Source organism: Streptomyces sp. NPDC093111 (genome assembly GCF_040683955.1).
Classification (GTDB): Bacteria; Actinomycetota; Actinomycetes; order Streptomycetales; family Streptomycetaceae; genus Streptomyces.
This window is the reverse complement of sequence record NZ_JBFBNW010000012.1, coordinates 274,008-291,277: the sequence shown is the minus strand read 5'-3', so window position 1 is coordinate 291,277 and position 17,270 is coordinate 274,008. Positions and strand designations below refer to the sequence as shown.

Sequence of the window (17,270 nt, the reverse complement as noted above, 5' to 3'; positions counted from 1 at the left end):
CTCAGGAGCCTCCGTCGTGGGTGAGCAGATGGAGCAGAGGAGCGTCTTCGGGAAGGGCCTCGTCGCCCTCCCAGGTCCGGGCCAGCGTTCCGACCGAGGCCAGGTCGCCGAGCAGGACGCCGCCCACCAGCCGGTCGCCGCGCACGACGACCTTGCGGTAAGCGCGGCGGGTGGCGTCGGTGAGCTGCACGACGTCGTCGCCGGGCGTGGGCGTCGTCTCGCCGAAGGTCGCCAGGTCGAGGGGGCCGAGGGTGTCGAGGGTGCCGAGGGTGTCGATGGTGTCGGCCGCCGGGCCGGCGAGGGTGAGGCGGGTCAGGGCGCGGGTGCCGGTGTAGCGGGGGGCGGCGGGGGACCCGGGACCGCGCCCGGTGCCGCTGCCGCTGCCGGTGCCGCCGAGGGCCTCGGCCTCCGCCTCCGCCGTGAGCAGTTCCGCCAGCACGTCGGCCTGGTCCAGGGCCGGGCCCGCCAGGCCGTAGACCCGGTCCCGGTGTTCCGCGCAGTCGCCGATCGCGTGGACGTACGGGTCGGAGGTGCGCAGCTCGTCGTCGACGACGACGCCCCGGCGCACCTCCAGGCCGGCGTCCCGGGCCAGCGCCACCCGGGGGCGGACCCCGCAGGCCAGGATCACCACGTCGGCGTCCAGGACGTAGCCGTCGGCCAGCTCGACGGCGGTCACCGCGCCCCGGTGCCGCCGCAGTCCGCTCACGCGGCACTCGGTGTGCACCTCCACGCCCCGGGCCTCCAGATGTTCCTGGAGCAGGGCCGAGGAGGTCCGGTCCAGCTGGCTCTCCATCAGGTGCTCGCCCTGCTGGGTCAGGACCACCCCGGCGCCCAGGGCCGCCAGCGCGCGGGCCGCCGAGACGCCCAGCAGGCCGCCGCCGACGACCACGGCACGGGTACCGGGGCGGACCAGCGCCCGCAGGGCCAGGCAGTCGTCCAGGGTGCGGAACGGGTGCACGCCCGACGGCGGTTCGGTACCGCGCAGGCCGCGCAGCGGCGGCAGCACCGGGGCCGAGCCGGTCGCCAGGACCAGCCGGTCGTAGCCGACCAGCGAGCCGTCCGCGCACTCCACCGTGCGGGCCGCGCGGTCGATCCGCACCGCCCGGACGCCGAGCCGGGCCGGCTCCCGCGTCCCGGGCAGCGCGATCACCTCGGGGCCGTACCGGCCGGCCAGCACGTCCGCCAGCAGCACCCTGTTGTACGGCGCGTGCGGCTCCTCGCCGAGGAGCGTCACCGGCAGGCGCTGGGCCAGCCGGGCGCCCGCCGTCCCGCCGCCGACCACCACGATCCGTGTACTCATGCCCGAAGCGTGCGCGGAGGGTGTTACCCGGTGGCATCCCCGCTGTTACCCGTGCGGAACGCTGATCTCACCTCGGCCGGTCCGCACTGTGAGGGCCGAAGGACGGTGAGGGCCGAAGGACCGTGAGGGTTAACCGGTGCTGAGGACCTCCTCAAGGGGGCCTTAAGGATCACGCGGCGGGGCCGGATGGGACGGTGCGCGGGGGGTGCGCCGACCTAGGGTGCCGACGTGACCACCGAGGCCCCGCACCCTCTCTACGCCCCGCTGTCCGTGTCGCTGGCTCCCGCCCCCGAGCCCGCCCCCGCCGCCCGGCCGGCCCCCGAGCCCGCGCCGCTCCGGCTCGCCCCCGACCGGCTCCGCGACGTCGTCGTCGCGGGCGCCGGGGCCGTCGCCCTCTGCTGGGGCGTACAGGCCCGGCCGTCCGCCCGGCTCGACGCCCTGTTCGCGAGCGGCGCCCACCTCACCGGACTGCTCGCCGGCTACGGGGTGCTCGTCATGCTGCTGCTCATGGCCCGGATACCGGCCGTCGAGCACGGGATCGGCGCCGACCGGCTCGCCCGTTGGCACTCCCTCGGCGGGCGGTACGTCCTCGGGCTCGTCGCCGCCCACGGCCTGCTCGCCCTGTGCGGTTACGCCGTCCACACCGGCACCGACCTGCTCGCCGCCGTCCGGGGCCTGCTCGGCTACACCTGGGTCGCCGCCGCCTGCGTGGGCACCCTCCTCTTCGCCGGCGTCGGTGTCGCGTCCGCCCGGCCGGTGCGCCGCCGGATCCGGCACGAGACCTGGCGCCGGATCCATCTGCTCAGCCACCTCGCCGCCGCCCTCGGCTTCGTGCACCAGCTCGCCGGACCGGACCTCGCCGCCCCCGTCACCCGCTGGCTCTGGGCGATGGCGCACGCCACGGTCGGCGTCGTCCTCGTCTGGTACCGCGTGGTGATCCCCGTCCGGCGCGCCCTCCGGCACGACCTGCGCGTCTCCGAGGTCGTCGCCGAGAGCCCCGACACGGTCTCCGTCCTCGTCCGGGGCCGGGGAGTGGCCGAACTGCGCGCCGAGCCGGGCCAGTTCTTCCGCTGGCGCTTCCTGCGCCCCGGGCTGCGCTCCACCGCCCTGCCCTTCTCGCTCTCCGCGCCCGTCCGCGACGACACCCTGCGGATCACGGTGAAGGCGTGCGGCGACCACACCCGCCGGATCCGGCGGCTGCGGCCCGGCACCCGCGTGGTGGCCACCGGCCCGTTCGGCGCGCTCACCGCCCACCGGCGCACCCGCCGCAAGGTGCTGCTGCTCGCGGGAGGCGTCGGCATCACCCCGCTGCGGGCCCTGTTCGAGACCCTGCCCGGCCGCCCCGGCGACCTCACCCTCCTCTACCGGGCCTCCGACGCCGCCGGGCTGGTGCTGCGCACCGAACTGGAGGCCATCGCCCGGGAACGCGGGGCGGCCCTGCACTTCCTGCTCGGCCCGTCCGACGCGGCCTTCGACCCGCTCGCGCCCGGCGCCCTGCGCAACCTGGTGCCCGACCTCGCCGCGCACGACGTCTACCTGTGCGGGCCGCCCGGGATGGCCCGGGCGGCGACCGCCTCCCTGAACCGGGCCGGGGTGCCGGCCCACCGCATCCACAGCGAGGACTTCAGCCATGCCTAGCCACCGCAGAGCAGCAGGCGGAGAGGGGACCCGGCGCAGGACCGCCGCCGGGCTGCTCGCCATGGGCGCCCTCGCCGGCACGCTCCTCACCGTCGGCCTGCACCCGGCGGCCCCGCCGGCCCCGGACCGCGAACCCGCCGCCGGGACCCTCGTACCCGCTCTGGACTCCGCAAGCTCCGGGGCCTGGACTCCGTAAGCTCCGGGCCCTGGACTCCGTAAGCTCTGGCGAAGCTCAACTCTCCCGGGATCGATGGATCACACAGCCATCCCGGCCCTAGGCTCGCGGGCATGCCTGACATATCCCTGACCACCGTTGTCCTGCTCTGTCTCGCCGCGCTGGTGGCGGGCTGGATCGATGCCGTGGTCGGGGGCGGCGGGCTGCTCCTGCTGCCCGCGCTGCTGCTCGGGCTGCCGCACCTGCCGGCCGCCCAGATCCTCGGCACCAACAAGGCCGTGGCGATCGTCGGCACCTCCGGCGCGGCCGTCACCTACGTCCGCAAGACACCCGTCCCGGTGGGCCGGGCGGTGCGGATCGGGCTCGCCGCGCTCGCCGGCTCGATGGGCGGGGCCTTCTTCGCGGCGGGGATCGGCAGCGAGGTGCTCCGCCCGGTGATCATGGTGGTGCTGGTCGGGGTGGCCGCGTTCGTGCTCTTCCGGCCCTCCTTCGGCACCCGCGCGGAGGGCGCGGAGCGAGCGCCGCTCACCCGGGCCCGGATCGTCACCTCGATCGTCGTGGTCGGCGGCGGGATCGGCTTCTACGACGGCCTCTTCGGGCCGGGCACCGGCACCTTCCTGGTCCTCGCCCTGACCGCCGTGCTCCACCTGGACCTGGTGACGGCCTCCGCCACCGCGAAGATCGTCAACGTGTGCACCAACGTCGGCGCGCTCGCGATGTTCGCCTACCACGGCAGCGTGCTGTGGCAGCTGGCGGCGGTGATGGCGGTCTTCAACCTGGCCGGCGGGATGATCGGCGCACGGATGGCGCTGAGCAAGGGCTCCGAGTTCGTCCGCGGGGTGCTGCTGGTGGTGGTCTTCTCGCTGGTCGCGAAGCTGGCCTTCGACCAGTGGGCGTGAGGCCCCCGGGCCGGGCCCGGCGCTAGCGGACGCCGATGAGGTGCCCGAAGGCGACCACGTTCCCCTGGTAGCCGCCGGCCTTCTTCGAGAAGCCGCCGCCGCAGGTGATCACCCGGATCTCGGCCCGGTCCGCCTCCCCGTACACCTTGGCGTCGGGGAAGTGGTCCTTGTCGTAGACCTCGACCGCGTCGACGGTGAACACCGCCGTCCTGCCGTCCTGCCGGAGCACCTCGACCCGGTGGCCCTTCTTCAGGGCGCCCAGCGCGTAGAAGACCGCCGGGCCCCGGTCGTTGTCGACGTGCCCCGCGATGATCGCGGTGCCCTTGGCCCCGGGCCGGGTGCCGTCCTCGTACCAGCCGGCCAGGTTGCGGTCGGACGCCGGCGGCACCTCCAGGGAGCCCGCGGCGTCGAGACCGAGGGAGGTCAGGGGCGTGTCGACGTCGATCTCGGGGATCCGCATCCGGAGCGGCTCGGAGGGCGGCAGCGGGTCGGCGGCGGCGTCGGTGTGGACGCTGGGACCGGCGGCGAAGGCCTGGGCGGCGGACGGGACGGGCGGGGTGACGTCGCCCGAGCCGTTCTGGATCAGCCAGATGCCGACGCAGGCGGCGACGGCTATCCCCCAGCCCTTGCTGCTGTTGCTCACGGGACGACCTCCGGCGGCGCTGACGGCGGGGTGTGATCCTGCCCCCGCCGGGCCGTCAGCGGGCGCGGCGGGGGCAGGAGGGGCGGTACCTTCAGTCGCCCTGCGCGCCGCTCGCCCGGCGGCGCAGGAGCCAGGTACCGCCCACGGCAGCCGCGGCCAGCACCGCCGCGCCCGCCGTGACCTGGGCGGTGTCGGGGCCCACACTGCCGCCGACACCGGTCTGCACATGGCCGCTGGGGCTCCTGTGCTTGACGGTGAGGTCGCCCCGGGCGGTCCGCCCGTTGTCGCAGGCGACGCTGATGCCGTACGTGCCGGCCCGGGCGTGGTGCGGCACCGTGAACTGGCCGACCACGACCTCCTTGTGGGTGCTCGGGTCGAGCGGGAAGTCGCCCGCGCCGAGCGAGCTCGCGTCACCGACGCCGTGGCCGCGGGAGCCGCAGGCGAGGGTGTTCACGGTGACCGTGGTCCCCGGGTCGGCGGAGGAGGGGAAGATCTCCAGCGCCTCGGGCCGTCCGCCGTGCCCGTCGGGTCCGTCGTCGCTCGCGTACGCCAGGGGCGCGGCGAGGGCTCCGAGGGCGACGACTGCCAGCGCGGTACCGGTGAGCAGGGGGACAGGGGTGCGGCGCATGGGGGCCTCCGTGGCGCGCGGACGGTCTTTCCGGAAAGGGGCTTCCGTAGGACCGAGATAAATGCGTGGAGGCGGCAGGCGCCTGCTGATGTCCCATCAGAATTGCTCCGTCCGATACGGCGCGTCGGCTGGAGCACGGGAATCCTCGCAGGTCAGCCCCGGTTTCGCAGCGTCAGCTGACGGGGCGTGCCGAACGGGTGAGGCGGCCCGGGAGGCGTACGCCGGGGCGGGATCGGGCGGCCCCGGCGCACGACGCGGGCCCGGGCGCACCGGCCCGCGCCCGCGCGCCCCGCGCGCCCCTTCCGCCCCGCCCGTCGCCCCGGCACCGTCAGAGCGTCTCCCACGGAGCCGCGTCGTACGCCGCGTACACCCGGTCCATCAGCTCCTGGTCGACCACGAGCTCGATCCCGTCGACGCGGGAGACGGGGGCGATGCCCCGCGAGTTCGTCACGAAGGCCGAGCGGAAGCCGGGCAGGTCCGCCAGGGTCACCCGGCGGGTCATGGACGGCAGGCGGGGGGAGAGCAGGGCCATGGTGATGCCGGCCAGGCAGGGCGCGGACGGCCAGATCACCGAAGTGCCGTCCCAGAAGGCGATGTTGGAGACCGCGCCCTCCGCGATCTCGCCGTCCGGCGCGGTCAGCAGGGCCTCGTCGAAGCCCGCCCGGCGGGCCGCCTCGCCGTGGTAGGTCTGGCCGAAGCCGCCCAGGTGCTTGATGTGCGCGGCGGGGCGCCAGTACGCGACCGAGCGCAGTGCCTGCGGGGTGCGGTCCGGCGGGAACGGTGCCCGCACGGTCACGACGGTCCGGCCGCCGTCGTACACGTAGACCCGCGCGGAGGCGTTCCGCCGCCCCGTCGCCTCCAGGGCCGCGCCGACCAGGGCGCGGATCCGGCCGCCGTCGAGGCCCCGGTCGAAGAGCTCCCGGGTGGCCCGGTCCAGGCGGTCGAGGTGCAGGCCGAGGCCCTGCACCCGGCCGTCGCGGACCTGCATGGCGGTGAAGTGGCCGTACCCGCTCATGAGGGCTGCGAGAAGTTCCGGGTCGGCGACGGGGGCGCCGTCGACCTCGACGTACAGGGCGGGGGTCCCGGCGGGGGGTGTCGTGGGCGTGGTCATGGGTGCCACCGTATGCCGCGGGGATCCGGGCTTGACCTCAACCAAAGTTGAGGTATCAGGATCCTCGTCATGGACATCACGAATCCGCAGCCCCTCCGTCTCGCCGTCGTCGTCGCCAGCAACCGCGAGGGCCGCTTCGGCCCCGTCGTCGCCGACTGGTTCACCGCCCGCGCCGCCGAGCGCGAGGACTTCGCCGTCGACGTCGTCGACCTCGCCGAGGTCGACCTGCCCACCGCCCTCTCCCACCACCCCGCCCCCGAGGTCCGCGCCGAACTCGCCAAGGTGAGCCCGGTCCTCGCCGCCGCCGACGCCTTCGTCGTCCTCACCCCCGAGTACAACCACTCCTTCCCCGCCTCCCTCAAGTCCCTGATCGACTGGCACTTCACCGAGTGGCAGGCCAAGCCCGTCGGCTTCGTCTCCTACGGCGGCATGTCCGGCGGCCTGCGCGCCGTCGAGCAACTCCGCCAGGTCTACGCCGAGATGCACGCCGTCACGGTCCGCGACACCGTCTCCTTCCACGGCGTCCACGGCCGCTTCGACGAGGACGGCACCCCCAAGGACCCCGAGGGCACGGGCGTCGCCGCCCGGACGATGCTCGACCAGCTCGCCTGGTGGGCCCACGCCCTGCGCGACGCCAAGTCCGTCCGCCCGTACGCCGGTTGATCGGGGAGTCCTGCCATGCTGATCCGCCTCGTCGCCGCCCGGCTCGGTCCCCACCGGCCGCTGCTCGCCTTACTCGTCCTGCTCCAGCTCGTCCAGGTCCTGGCCTCCCTCACCCTGCCCACCCTCAACGCCGGCGTCATCGACCAGGGCGTGCTGCGCGGCGACACCGCCCGCGTCCTGTCCGGCGGCGGCCTCATGCTCGCCGTCACCGTCCTCCAGGGCGCGGCGGCCGCCGCCGCCACCTACGCCGGCGCCAGGATCGCCATGGGCGTCGCCCGCGATCTGCGCTCCGCCGCCTTCCGCCGGGTCCAGGACTTCTCCGCCCGCGAGACCGGCCGCTTCGGCACCGCCTCGCTCATCACCCGCACCACCAACGACGTCCAGCAGATCCAGACCTTCGCCGTCCTCCTCCTCACCATGCTGGTCCCCGCACCCCTGCTGTGCGTCGGCGGCCTCGCCATGGCCCTGGACCAGGACGCCCCGCTCTTCCTCGTCCTGCTGCTCTACGTCCCCCTGATGACCGGCGCCGTCGGCGCGGTCGTGCTCCGCATGCGGCCCCTGTTCCGCGGCATGCAGCGGCGCGTCGACCACGTCAACCGGCTGCTGCGCGAACAGATCACCGGCATCCGGGTCGTCCGCGCCTTCGTCCGCGACCGGCACGAACAGCGCCGGTTCGCCGCCGCCAACGCCGAGCTGCGGGACGTCGGCCTGCGCGCCGGACGCCTCCAGGCCGTCATGTTCCCGATCGTCCTGGTGGTCTGGGAGCTCGCCACGGTCGGCATCGTCCTGGTCGGCGCGCACCGGCTCGACTCCGGCGCCCTGCAGCCCGGCGCGCTCATCGCCTTCCTCGGCTACCTGCTGCAGATCTCCATGTCCGTGATGATGGTGCTCTTCCTCCTCATGCACATGCCCCGCGCCGAGGTCAGCGCCGAACGCGTCCGCGAACTCCTCGACACCACGCCCTCCGTCACCCCGCCCGCCGACCCGCGGACCCCCGCGGGCGACCCCGGCCGGCTCGACTTCGCGGGCGTCGGCTTCCGCTACCCCGGCGCCGAGGAACCCGTCCTCACGGACATCGCCCTCAGCGCCCGCCCCGGCCGCACCACCGCCGTCATCGGCTCCACCGGCAGCGGCAAGTCCACCCTCCTGGGCCTCGTCCCGCGCCTGTACGACACGACCGGCGGCCGGGTCACGCTCGGCGGCACCGACGTCCGCGACCTCGACCCCGCCCTGCTCGCCCGCACCGTCGGGTTCGTCCCGCAGAAGCCGTACCTGTTCTCCGGGACGGTCGCGAGCAACCTGCGGTACGGGAAGCCGGACGCCACCGACGAGGAGCTGTGGCACGCCCTGGAGGTCGCCCAGGCCGCCGACTTCGTGAAGAAGCTGGAAGCCGGGCTCGACGCGCCCGTCACCCAGGGCGGCGGCAACCTCTCCGGCGGGCAGCGCCAGCGCCTCGCCATCGCCCGCGTGCTCGTCGCACGCCCCCGGATCTACCTCTTCGACGACTCCTTCTCCGCCCTCGACAACGCCACCGACGCCCGGCTGCGGGCCGCCCTCGCCGAGGAGACCGCCGGCGCCACCGTCGTCATCGTCGCCCAGCGGGTCTCCACCATCCGCGACGCCGACCGGATCGTCGTCCTCGACCACGGCCGCGTCGTCGGCTCAGGCGCCCACCCCGAACTCCTCGCGCACAACCCGACCTATCAGGAGATCGTCCGCTCCCAGCTGACGAACGCATCCGAGAAGGAGGCCGCCGCATGAGCACCTCGGCACCCGCCCGCGACCGGGCCGGGCAGCGGGACGGCGGGCGGGACCGCACCCCCGGGGCCGTCCCCGCGCGGATCGGCCCCCCGGCCAAGGACCGCGGCCCCGGGGCGGCCGGCCCCGCCCTCGAACGCTCCCTGGACTTCCGGGCGTCCGGCCTGCGCCTGCTCCGCACCCTCGCACCCGACCGCCCCCTGCTCCTCGCCGTCCTCGCCGCCGCGGCCCTCGCCGTCGGGCTCTCCGTCCTCTCGCCGAAGATCCTCGGCCACGCCACCGACCTCGTCGTCTCCGGCGCCGGCACCCCCGCCGGGGTCGACTTCGGGGCCGTCGGCCGGGCGCTCGCCGCCTCCGCCGCGGTCGTCGCCGGAGCCTCCCTGCTCACCTGGGCGCAGCAGCGGCTGGCCACCGCCGTCGTCCAGCGGGCCGGGCACCGGCTGCGGGCCGAGGCACAGGCCAAGCTGTCCCGGCTGCCGCTCGGCTACGTCGACCGCCAGTCGCGCGGCGAGCTCCTCTCCCGCACCACCAACGACATCGACAACGTCGTGCAGACCCTCCAGCAGGCCTTCAGCCAGATGGTCCGCGCCCTGCTCACCCTCGTCGGCGTGCTCGCGATGATGTTCTGGATCTCGCCGCTGCTCGCCCTGATCGTGCTCGGCACCGTCCCCGTGTCGATCGGGGTCGCCACCCTCGTGGGCCGCCGCGCCCAGCCCCAGTTCGTGCGCCAGTGGGCCGTCACCGGCCGCCTCAACGGGCACGTCGAGGAGATGGTCACCGGCCACGCCGAGGTGGTGGCCTTCGGGCGGCGAGACGAGGCCGTCCGCCGCTTCGACGAGCTCGGCGAGGAGCTGCACGGGGCCGCCTTCCGGGCCCAGTTCATCTCCGGCTTCATCCAGCCCGCCCTCACCCTGGTCGGCAACCTCACCTACGTCCTCATCGCCGTGGCCGGCGGCCTCCGGGTCGCGAGCGGCACCCTGACCGTCGGCGACGTGCAGGCCTTCATCCAGTACTCGTACGAGTTCAACGGCCCCGTCAACCAGGTCGCCGCCATGACCAACCTCCTCCAGTCCGGGGTGGCCTCCGCCGAGCGGGTCTTCGCCCTCCTCGACGCCGAGGAGGAGACCCCCGACCCCGCCGAGCCCCAGCGCCCGGACCGCCTCACCGGACGGGTCTCCTTCGAACGGGTCTCCTTCCGGTACGAGGCGGACAAGCCGCTGATCGAGGATCTGTCGCTGGTGGTGGAGCCGGGTCAGACGGTCGCGATCGTCGGTCCGACCGGTGCGGGCAAGACGACGCTGGTGAACCTGCTGATGCGGTTCTACGAGGTGACCGGCGGCCGGATCACCCTCGACGGCGTCGACATCGCGAAGACGGCCCGCGAGGACCTGCGGGCCGGGATCGGCATGGTCCTCCAGGACACCTGGCTCTTCGGCGGCACCATCGCCGAGAACATCGCGTACGGGGTCCCCGGCGAGGTCTCCCGAGAGCGGATCGTCCGGGCCGCCCGCGCCGCGCACGCCGACCGCTTCGTCCGCACCCTGCCGGACGGCTACGACACCGTCCTCGACGAGGAGGGCGGCGGCCTCAGCGCCGGCGAACGCCAACTCGTCACCCTCGCCCGCGCCTTCCTCGCCGAACCCGTCGTCCTCGTGCTCGACGAGGCCACCAGCTCCGTCGACACCCGCACCGAGGTCCTCGTCCAGCGGGCCATGGCCTCCCTGCGCACCGGCCGCACCAGCTTCGTCGTCGCCCACCGCCTCTCCACGATCCGCGACGCGGACGTGATCCTGGTGATGGAGAACGGCTCGATCGCCGAACAGGGCACGCACGAGGAGCTGTTGTCCGCCGGCGGTGCCTACGCCCGGCTGCACGCCGCCCAGTTCGCCCAAGAGGAGGCGAGGGAAGGGTAGTTCACCTATCGTGGCGGGACGGGCGCGGAAACGCCGCGACGAGGGGGGACCGCCGTGGCCGCCGTCCACGAGCAAGAGATCCTGGCACGCTCGCTCGTCCGGGTCCGCACCCGCTCCGGCCAGGTCGTCGGAGCGGGCTTCCTCGTCGCCGCCGACACCGTCGCGACCTGCGCCCACGTCGTCGCCGAGGCGGCCGGGGAGCCCGGCGTCCCCGACACCCCGCCGGACGGGCCGGTCCGCCTCGACTTCCCGCTGCTGTCCGGCCGCGAGGCCCGCGCCACCGTCCTGACCTGGCGCGCGGAGGCCGACGTCGCCCTGCTCCGCCTCGACGCGCCCGTCCCCGGCACCCGCCCGGTCCCCCCGGCCGACGGCGAGGGCGCCCGCCTGTGGCAGCACCCGTTCCGCGCCCTCGGCTTCCCGGCCCGCTCCGACGGCGGCGTCTGGGCCACCGGCACCCTGCGCGGAACGCAGGGCGAGGGCTGGGTCCAGATGGAGACCGACCTGCCCGGGCAGCGGATCGTCCCCGGCTTCAGCGGCACCCCCGTCTGGGACGCGGCCCAGCACGGCGTCGTCGGCATGACGGTGGCCGCCGACGGCGCCGCCGGATCCACCACCGCCTACCTGATCCCGCTCGGCGCCCTGCTCGACCCGGCCGTGCTGCCGCCGCGCAGCCCGTTCCGCGGCCTCGCCCCCTTCACCGAGGCCGACGCGGACGTCTTCCACGGGCGCGAGGAGGAGACCCGGCACCTGCTGGCCGCCGTCGCCCGCCGCCCCCTCACTCTCGTGGTCGGCCCCTCGGGCTCCGGCAAGTCCTCCCTCGTCCGGGCCGGACTGCTGCCCGCGCTCCGGGCCGCCGGGACCACCGTCCGCGAACTCCGCGCCGTCCCCGGCACCCGCCCCGCCGCCGCCCTGGCCCGCGCCCTCGTGCCCGTCCTCGAACCGGAGGCCGGGGAGGTCGCCCGGCTGCGGGCGACGGCCGAGCTCACCCAGCTCCTCGACACCGCGGACGGGCTGCCCGCCGCCCTGCGGGACCGGGTCCTCGCCCACGCGGGCGAGGGCGGACACGTCCTCTTCGTGGACCAGCTGGAGGAGTACGCGACGGCCGACCCCGCCGCCGCCCGCGCGCTGACCCGGCTCCTCGTCGCCCTCGGTGCCGGGCAGCCCGGCAGGCCCGCGTTACGGGTGGTGGCCACCGCCCGGGCCGAGTCCCTGGACGTTCTGGTCACCCCCGACGTCGCCGACGTGCTCAGCGACGCGACCCGCCTGCTCGTCCCGCTCTCCGCCGACGGCCTGCTCCGGGCCGTCACCGGACCCGTCGCCGCCGTGCCCGGCCTGTGGTTCGAACCGGGCCTGCCCGAACGGATCGTCGCCGACGCGGGCGAGGAGCCCGGCCGGATGCCGCTGGTCGAGTTCGCCCTCACCCGCCTGTGGGAGGCCCGCGAGGCCGGCACCCTCACGCACACCGCGTACGACGCCGTCGGCGGTGTCGCGGGCGCCCTCGTCGGCTACGCCGAGGACGCGCTGGCGGAACTCCTCCGCCCCGGCGAGGAGTCCCTGGCCCGCCGCCTGTTCGTCCAGCTCGCCCGCCCCGCCGCCGACGACTCCTTCGCCCGCCGCCCCGCCCGCACCGCCGAGCTGGACCCCGCCCTCGCGGAGCTCGCCCGGCGGCTCGCCCCGACGAAGCTCGTCGTCCTGGGGACGGCGGGCGGCGAGGACACCGGCCCCGACGGGCCCGCCGCGGAGACCGTCGAACTCGCCCACGAATCCCTCACCACCCTCTGGCCCCGCCTGCACGACTGGCTCACCGAGTCCCGCGACTTCCGCGCCTGGCAGGAACAACTCCGCAGGGACCTCACCCGCTGGCGCGACCAGGACCGCGAGCCCGCCGCACTGCTCCGCGGCTCCAGCCTCGCCACCGCCCTCGACCGGCTGGTCCGCCACCCGGAGGACGTCGGCGAGGCGGAACGCGCGTACATCCTCCTCGGCGACCGGCAGGCCAAGCGCGGCACCCGCGGGCTGTACGCGGTGATCGCCTTCGTCGCCGCGCTGGCGCTGACGGCCGGCGGACTCGCGGGCTGGGCGCTGTACAACAACGCCCGCTACCAGGGGCAGTTGCGGGAGCAGGCCGGCCGTCTCCTCGCCGCCACCGCCGAACGCCGCGAGGCCGCCGAACCCGCCTCCGCCGTCCAACTGGCCCTCGCGGCCCGCGCGACGGACCCGAGCCCGGACACGTACGGGGCACTGCTCCGTCAGTACGCCCGCGGCCAGTTCCTGACCGGCAGCCACCCGGGCCTGTGGCCGGGCGCCTTCAAGAGCATGGACGTGACGCCGGACGGGCGGACGGCGGTGGTCGTCTCGACGCGGGAGGACGGGACGCGGGCGGTGTCCGTGGTGACGGGCCTCGACGGGGACGGTCCGCGCTCGCGGCCCCTGTGGCAGGTCCCGGCGGCGGCCCTGGAGGACGCCGGCCACAGTTCCACGAGCGAGCTCGGCCCCGACGGGCGGACCTTCGCCCTCGCCTCCGGGGACGGCCGGGTGTGGCTGTGGGGCCTCTCGGGAACCGGCCCGGACGCGCCGCCCCGCGTCCTGACGTCCGCCGACGCGGCGGGCCGCAAGGTCAACGGGGTCCACCTGGACGTCAGCAGCGACGGTCGCCGGCTGCTGCGGATGCTGGCCTTCTACGACGGGAAGGGCGCCAAGAGCGCCCAGGACCGCCATGCGGTCCTCTCCGCCTGGGACCTGACGACGGGCCACCGCCTCCCCACCGCACCCGGCCTGCTCCCGGGGGACACGCGCTACGCCGCCTTCACGGCCGACCCCGGACAGGTCGTCCTCCTTCCGGACGACGAGGGCGGGAAGACGGTCGTCCGCGAGCTGGCGACGGGCCGCGAGGTCCGCTCCTTCGACGCGGACTACCGGAACGGGATGATCGCGTCGGGCGGCGAGCGCCTCGTCGTCGGCGGCGGGCGTCCGTCCGACCCCGAGGACGCCCCCTCCCGGACGTTCACCACGAGTGGCGCTCCCGGCCGCCCGGTCCCGCTGCCGCCCGAGGTGAGGGGCGTCCCCAACCCGGACCGGAGCGGCGAGTTCGCCGTCCTCGCGGAGAACCTGGAGAAGGCGCGACGGGCCGAGGTGACGCTGGTCGAGCTGCGTACCGGCGGCCTCTTCCGGACCAGGGTCCCCCTGCCGGGAGCGGCGAGTGCCACCGACCTGGAGCAGACTGTCGCCGTCGTCCCGGACGGGCGGGACGTCAGGGTGCTCCTCCCCGCCGGGGACACCCTGCTCACCGCCCGGGCCGCTCCGGTCGCGACGCTGCCGGGGCGCTCCGCGACGCCCGAACTCGTCAAGGGCGGCCCCTCTCCCGACGGCACCCTCCTGGCACGCTCGGGCGAAGGCTTCGTCGAGGTCGTCGACAGCGCGACGGGACGGGCGAGGCGGGCACCCGCGCAACCCGGCGTGGACGGCGTCCCGTTCTGGACGGCGGACTCCCGCTGGATCGTCCTGGGCTTCGCCGACGCCACGGTCTCGGCCTTCTCGGCCGCCGACCCCCGCAGAAGGGTCGCGTTCGACCTCGGCGCGTGGGGCACCCACGCGCGGGCCGTGGAGGCGATCGAGCCGATGGGCGGCAGCGAGGTCGCCGTCCTCACCGGCGACGGACGGCTGATGCTCTTCGACGCCGCCACGGGGCGCCGGATCGCCCCGGTCGTCAGGGCCGAGCAGAGGACGGAGGCCGATCAGTCCAACCGCCTCCTTCCGACCGGCCAGGTGCGTGCCCGCCCCGGCCGCCCCGACGAGGCCGCCGTCGTGGTGGGCACGGGTACGGAGGCCGGCCGGGTGGAGCTGTGGAACCTGCGCGGCGGTGACCGCCGGCGCACCCTCACCCTCGGGGCCCTCGGCTACGCGAGCGAGCTCGGCGGCCTGCCCCGCCTGCAGTTCAGTGCGGACGGCCGCACCCTCGCCGCCCTCCACGGCGACGGGTCCGTGCGCTTCTGGGACGTGGAGACCGGGCACCAGACCGGCCGTCCCCTCGCGACCGCCGACCGCTTCACCCGGCTCATCGGCTTCGGCCCCGACGGCATGTTCCTCACCACCGGCCCTGAGGGCGACCCCCGTCTCTGGGACCTGGGGACCGGCCTCCTCCTCACCGACCTCCCGCTGCCCGTGGGCCTCGGGATCTCCCTCCAGGGCACCCGTCTCCTCGCCGCCGGCGACGGCTGGTACCAGGCCGTCGACCTGCGCCCCGAGGAGATGGCGAAGGCCCTCTGCCGGAGCGGGCTCGACCGGGACTTCACCGAGGCCGAGCGTGCCCTGCTGCCCGAAGGTGCCACCCGCACGCCGCCCTGTCGTGCCGTGGGCGGGTGATCTCCGGTCGTCGCGGGCGGGGCCGGTTCAGGCGCCCGTGGTGTCCGGGGCGCGCTCCAGGCGGACCGCGCACACCTTGAACTCGGGCATCCGGGAGACCGGGTCGAGCGCCGGGTTGGTGAGGGTGTTGGCGCGGCCCTCGCCCGCCCAGTGGAAGGGCATGAAGACGGTGTCGGGGCGGATCGCGGTGGTGATCCGGGCGGGTGCCACGGCCTTCCCGCGCCGCGAGTGCACGGCGACCGGCTCGCCCTCGGCGACGCCGATCCGTTCGGCGAGCCGGGGGTGCAGCTCCACGAACGGCCCGGGCGCGGCGGCGTTCAGCTCGGGGACCCGCCGGGTCTGCGCGCCGGACTGGTAGTGGGAGACGACCCGGCCGGTGGTGAGGACCACGGGGTAGTCGGCGTCGGTCTCCTCGGCCGCCGGGCGGTGCACGACGGGGACGAAGCGGGCCCGCCCGTCGGCCGTCGCGAAGCGGTCGAGGAAGAGGCGGGGGGTGCCGGGGTGGGGCGGCTCCCCGGGGCCGCTCTCGGGGCAGGGCCAGAAGACGCCCCGCTCCTCCTCGATGCGGCGGTAGCCGATGCCCGCGTAGTCGGCGGGGCCGCCCGCCGAGGCGCGCCGCAGCTCGTCGAAGACCTCTTCCGGGTCGGTGGGGAAGCCCTTCTCCCAGCCGAGGAGCGCGGCGAGCCCGTGCAGCACCTCCAGGTCGCTGCGGACGCCGGGCGGCGGGGTGAGGGCCCGGCGGCGGAGCAGCACCCTGCCCTCCAGGCTGGTGGTGGTGCCGGTCTCCTCGGCCCACTGGGTCACCGGCAGGACGACGTCGGCGAGTGCGGCCGTCTCGGACAGGACGACGTCGGCGACGGCCAGGAAGTCGAGGGACCGTAGCCGTTCCTCGACGTGCGCGGCGCGGGGCGCGGAGACGACCGGGTTGGAGCCCATCAGGAGCAGCGCCTTCACGTCGCCGCCGAGGGCGTCGAGGAGTTCGTACGCGCTGCGCCCGGGCCCCGGCAGGGATTCGGGTGCGACGCCCCACACGCCGGCGACGTGCGCCCGCGCGGCCGGGTCGTCGAGTCTGCGGTAGCCGGGGAGCTGGTCGGCCTTCTGGCCGTGCTCGCGGCCGCCCTGCCCGTTGCCCTGGCCGGTGAGGCAGCCGTAGCCGCTGTGCGGCCGGCCGGCCTTGCCGGTGGCGAGGCACAGGTTGATCCAGGCGCCGACGGTGTCGGTGCCCTTGGACTGCTGCTCGGGGCCGCGGGCGGTGAGCACCATGCCGCTGTCGGCGTCGCAGAACATCCGTACCGCCTCGCGCAGCTGCGGTACGGGGATGCCGGTGAGGCGTTCCACGTGCTCGGGCCAGTGGGACATGGCCCCGGAGCGGGCGGCGGGCCAGCCGTCGGTGCGGGCGGCGACGAACTCCTCGTCGGTCCGGCCCTCGGCGACGACGAGGTGGAGCATGCCGAGGGCGAGCGCGAGGTCGGTGCCGGGTCGGGGCGCGAGGTGCAGGTCGGCCTGTTCGGCGGTGCGGGTGCGGCGCGGGTCGACGACGATCAGGGTGCCGCCGTTGGCCTTGAGTTCGGTGAGGTAGCGCAGCGCGGGCGGCATGGTCTCGGCGAGGTTGGAGCCGACGAGGATCACGCAGCCGGTCCTCGGGATGTCCTCCAGGGGGAAGGGCAGGCCCCGGTCGAGGCCGAAGGCCCGCTGGTGGGCGGCGGCTGCGGAGGACATGCAGAAGCGCCCGTTGTAGTCGATCTGGGAGGTGGCGAGGACGAGCCGGGCGAACTTCCCGAGCGCGTACGCCTTCTCGTTGGTGAGTCCGCCGCCGCCGAAGACGCCCACGGCGTCGGGGCCGTGCCCGGCGCGGGTGCGGCGCAGTCCGTCGGCGACGGCGGCGAGCGCCTGCTCCCAGGTGGCGGGCGCCAGCCGGCCCGTCCCGGGGTCGCGGACCAGCGGCTCGGTGAGCCGGACCCGGCTGGAGAGCACGGCGGGCGCGGTGCGGCCCTTGCCGCACAGGGCGCCCCGGTTGACGGGGAAGTCGGGGCGCTCGACCACTTCCACGGGGAGTTCCGCGCCGGGTGTGGGGCGCAGGTTCATGCCGCACTGGAGGGCGCAGTAGGGGCAGTGCGTGGGGACGGTGCTGACCTCGGACATGGTCCGAGGGTGCGGTCGCCGTGTTACGGAAGGCCGCC

12 protein-coding genes are annotated in these 17,270 nt (G+C 75.5%); 7 read left to right on the top strand and 5 right to left on the bottom strand.

Features of this window, described 5'->3' with window-relative positions:
* Window position 1 precedes the first annotated feature (1 nt).
* Window positions 2-1,300 (bottom strand): FAD-dependent oxidoreductase, encoded by a 1,299-nt coding sequence (locus AB0Q96_RS22915; protein WP_365328247.1) that lies wholly within the window; start codon window positions 1,298-1,300, stop codon window positions 2-4.
* Between the two features lie 228 nt (window positions 1,301-1,528).
* Here AB0Q96_RS22915 and AB0Q96_RS22910 point away from each other — a divergent pair, with 228 nt between their 5' ends.
* The 3 genes from AB0Q96_RS22910 (at window position 1,529) to AB0Q96_RS22900 (ending at window position 4,012) form a co-directional block, all read left to right on the top strand.
* Window positions 1,529-2,938 (top strand): ferredoxin reductase family protein, encoded by a 1,410-nt coding sequence (locus AB0Q96_RS22910; protein ID WP_365328245.1) that lies wholly within the window; start codon window positions 1,529-1,531, stop codon window positions 2,936-2,938.
* Window positions 2,931-3,134, top strand: coding sequence for a hypothetical protein (locus tag AB0Q96_RS22905; protein ID WP_365328243.1), 204 nt, complete (start codon window positions 2,931-2,933; stop codon window positions 3,132-3,134). Before AB0Q96_RS22910 ends, AB0Q96_RS22905 begins: the two co-directional genes overlap by 8 nt.
* A 92-nt stretch (window positions 3,135-3,226) precedes the next feature.
* The gene (locus AB0Q96_RS22900) at window positions 3,227-4,012 is read left to right on the top strand and encodes a TSUP family transporter (RefSeq protein WP_365328241.1); all 786 of its coding nucleotides are present in this window, start codon (window positions 3,227-3,229) and stop codon (window positions 4,010-4,012) included.
* 22 nt (window positions 4,013-4,034) lie between these two features.
* Here AB0Q96_RS22900 and AB0Q96_RS22895 read toward each other — a convergent pair whose 3' ends face one another.
* The 3 genes from AB0Q96_RS22895 to AB0Q96_RS22885 form a co-directional block, all read right to left on the bottom strand.
* The gene (locus AB0Q96_RS22895; RefSeq protein WP_365328239.1) at window positions 4,035-4,655 is read right to left on the bottom strand and encodes a class F sortase; all 621 of its coding nucleotides are present in this window, start codon (window positions 4,653-4,655) and stop codon (window positions 4,035-4,037) included.
* Between the two features lie 91 nt (window positions 4,656-4,746).
* On the bottom strand, window positions 4,747-5,283 hold the full coding sequence (locus tag AB0Q96_RS22890) for a hypothetical protein (RefSeq protein ID WP_365328237.1): 537 nt from the start codon (window positions 5,281-5,283) through the stop codon (window positions 4,747-4,749).
* Window positions 5,284-5,611: 328 nt separating this feature from the next.
* Window positions 5,612-6,394, bottom strand: coding sequence for an aminotransferase class IV (locus tag AB0Q96_RS22885; RefSeq protein WP_365328235.1), 783 nt, complete (start codon window positions 6,392-6,394; stop codon window positions 5,612-5,614).
* Window positions 6,395-6,463: 69 nt separating this feature from the next.
* On the opposite strand from AB0Q96_RS22885, the gene AB0Q96_RS22880 reads away from it, so the two are divergent.
* The 4 genes from AB0Q96_RS22880 to AB0Q96_RS22865 are packed head-to-tail and all read left to right on the top strand — an operon-like array spanning window position 6,464 to window position 15,090.
* Window positions 6,464-7,057, top strand: a complete 594-nt coding sequence (locus AB0Q96_RS22880) for an NAD(P)H-dependent oxidoreductase (protein WP_365328233.1) — start codon at window positions 6,464-6,466, stop codon at window positions 7,055-7,057.
* A gap of 15 nt (window positions 7,058-7,072) precedes the next feature.
* The gene (locus tag AB0Q96_RS22875) at window positions 7,073-8,818 is read left to right on the top strand and encodes an ABC transporter ATP-binding protein (protein WP_365328232.1); all 1,746 of its coding nucleotides are present in this window, start codon (window positions 7,073-7,075) and stop codon (window positions 8,816-8,818) included.
* Window positions 8,815-10,728, top strand: a complete 1,914-nt coding sequence (locus AB0Q96_RS22870) for an ABC transporter ATP-binding protein (protein ID WP_365328230.1) — start codon at window positions 8,815-8,817, stop codon at window positions 10,726-10,728. Before AB0Q96_RS22875 ends, AB0Q96_RS22870 begins: the two co-directional genes overlap by 4 nt.
* 54 nt (window positions 10,729-10,782) lie before the next feature.
* Window positions 10,783-15,090: a trypsin-like peptidase domain-containing protein gene (locus AB0Q96_RS22865; protein WP_365328228.1), complete on the top strand. Its 4,308-nt coding sequence runs from the start codon at window positions 10,783-10,785 to the stop codon at window positions 15,088-15,090.
* Window positions 15,091-15,117: 27 nt separating this feature from the next.
* Here the strand turns inward: AB0Q96_RS22865 and AB0Q96_RS22860 are convergent, their stop codons facing one another.
* Window positions 15,118-17,232: a molybdopterin oxidoreductase family protein gene (locus AB0Q96_RS22860; RefSeq protein ID WP_365328226.1), complete on the bottom strand. Its 2,115-nt coding sequence runs from the start codon at window positions 17,230-17,232 to the stop codon at window positions 15,118-15,120.
* Between the last annotated feature and the right edge of the window lie 38 nt (window positions 17,233-17,270).

Bases quoted from the DNA above. Each gene is read 5' to 3' on its own strand.
- AB0Q96_RS22900 (WP_365328241.1), top strand. From the start codon at position 3,227: ATGCCTGACATATCCCTGACCACCGTTGTCCTGCTCTGTCTCGCCGCG.
- AB0Q96_RS22890 (WP_365328237.1), bottom strand. From the start codon at position 5,283: ATGCGCCGCACCCCTGTCCCCCTGCTCACCGGTACCGCGCTGGCAGTC.
- AB0Q96_RS22875 (WP_365328232.1), top strand. From the start codon at position 7,073: ATGCTGATCCGCCTCGTCGCCGCCCGGCTCGGTCCCCACCGGCCGCTG.
- AB0Q96_RS22905 (WP_365328243.1), top strand. From the start codon at position 2,931: ATGCCTAGCCACCGCAGAGCAGCAGGCGGAGAGGGGACCCGGCGCAGG.
- AB0Q96_RS22915 (WP_365328247.1), bottom strand. From the start codon at position 1,300: ATGAGTACACGGATCGTGGTGGTCGGCGGCGGGACGGCGGGCGCCCGG.
- AB0Q96_RS22885 (WP_365328235.1), bottom strand. From the start codon at position 6,394: ATGACCACGCCCACGACACCCCCCGCCGGGACCCCCGCCCTGTACGTC.
- AB0Q96_RS22870 (WP_365328230.1), top strand. From the start codon at position 8,815: ATGAGCACCTCGGCACCCGCCCGCGACCGGGCCGGGCAGCGGGACGGC.
- AB0Q96_RS22860 (WP_365328226.1), bottom strand. From the start codon at position 17,232: ATGTCCGAGGTCAGCACCGTCCCCACGCACTGCCCCTACTGCGCCCTC.
- AB0Q96_RS22880 (WP_365328233.1), top strand. From the start codon at position 6,464: ATGGACATCACGAATCCGCAGCCCCTCCGTCTCGCCGTCGTCGTCGCC.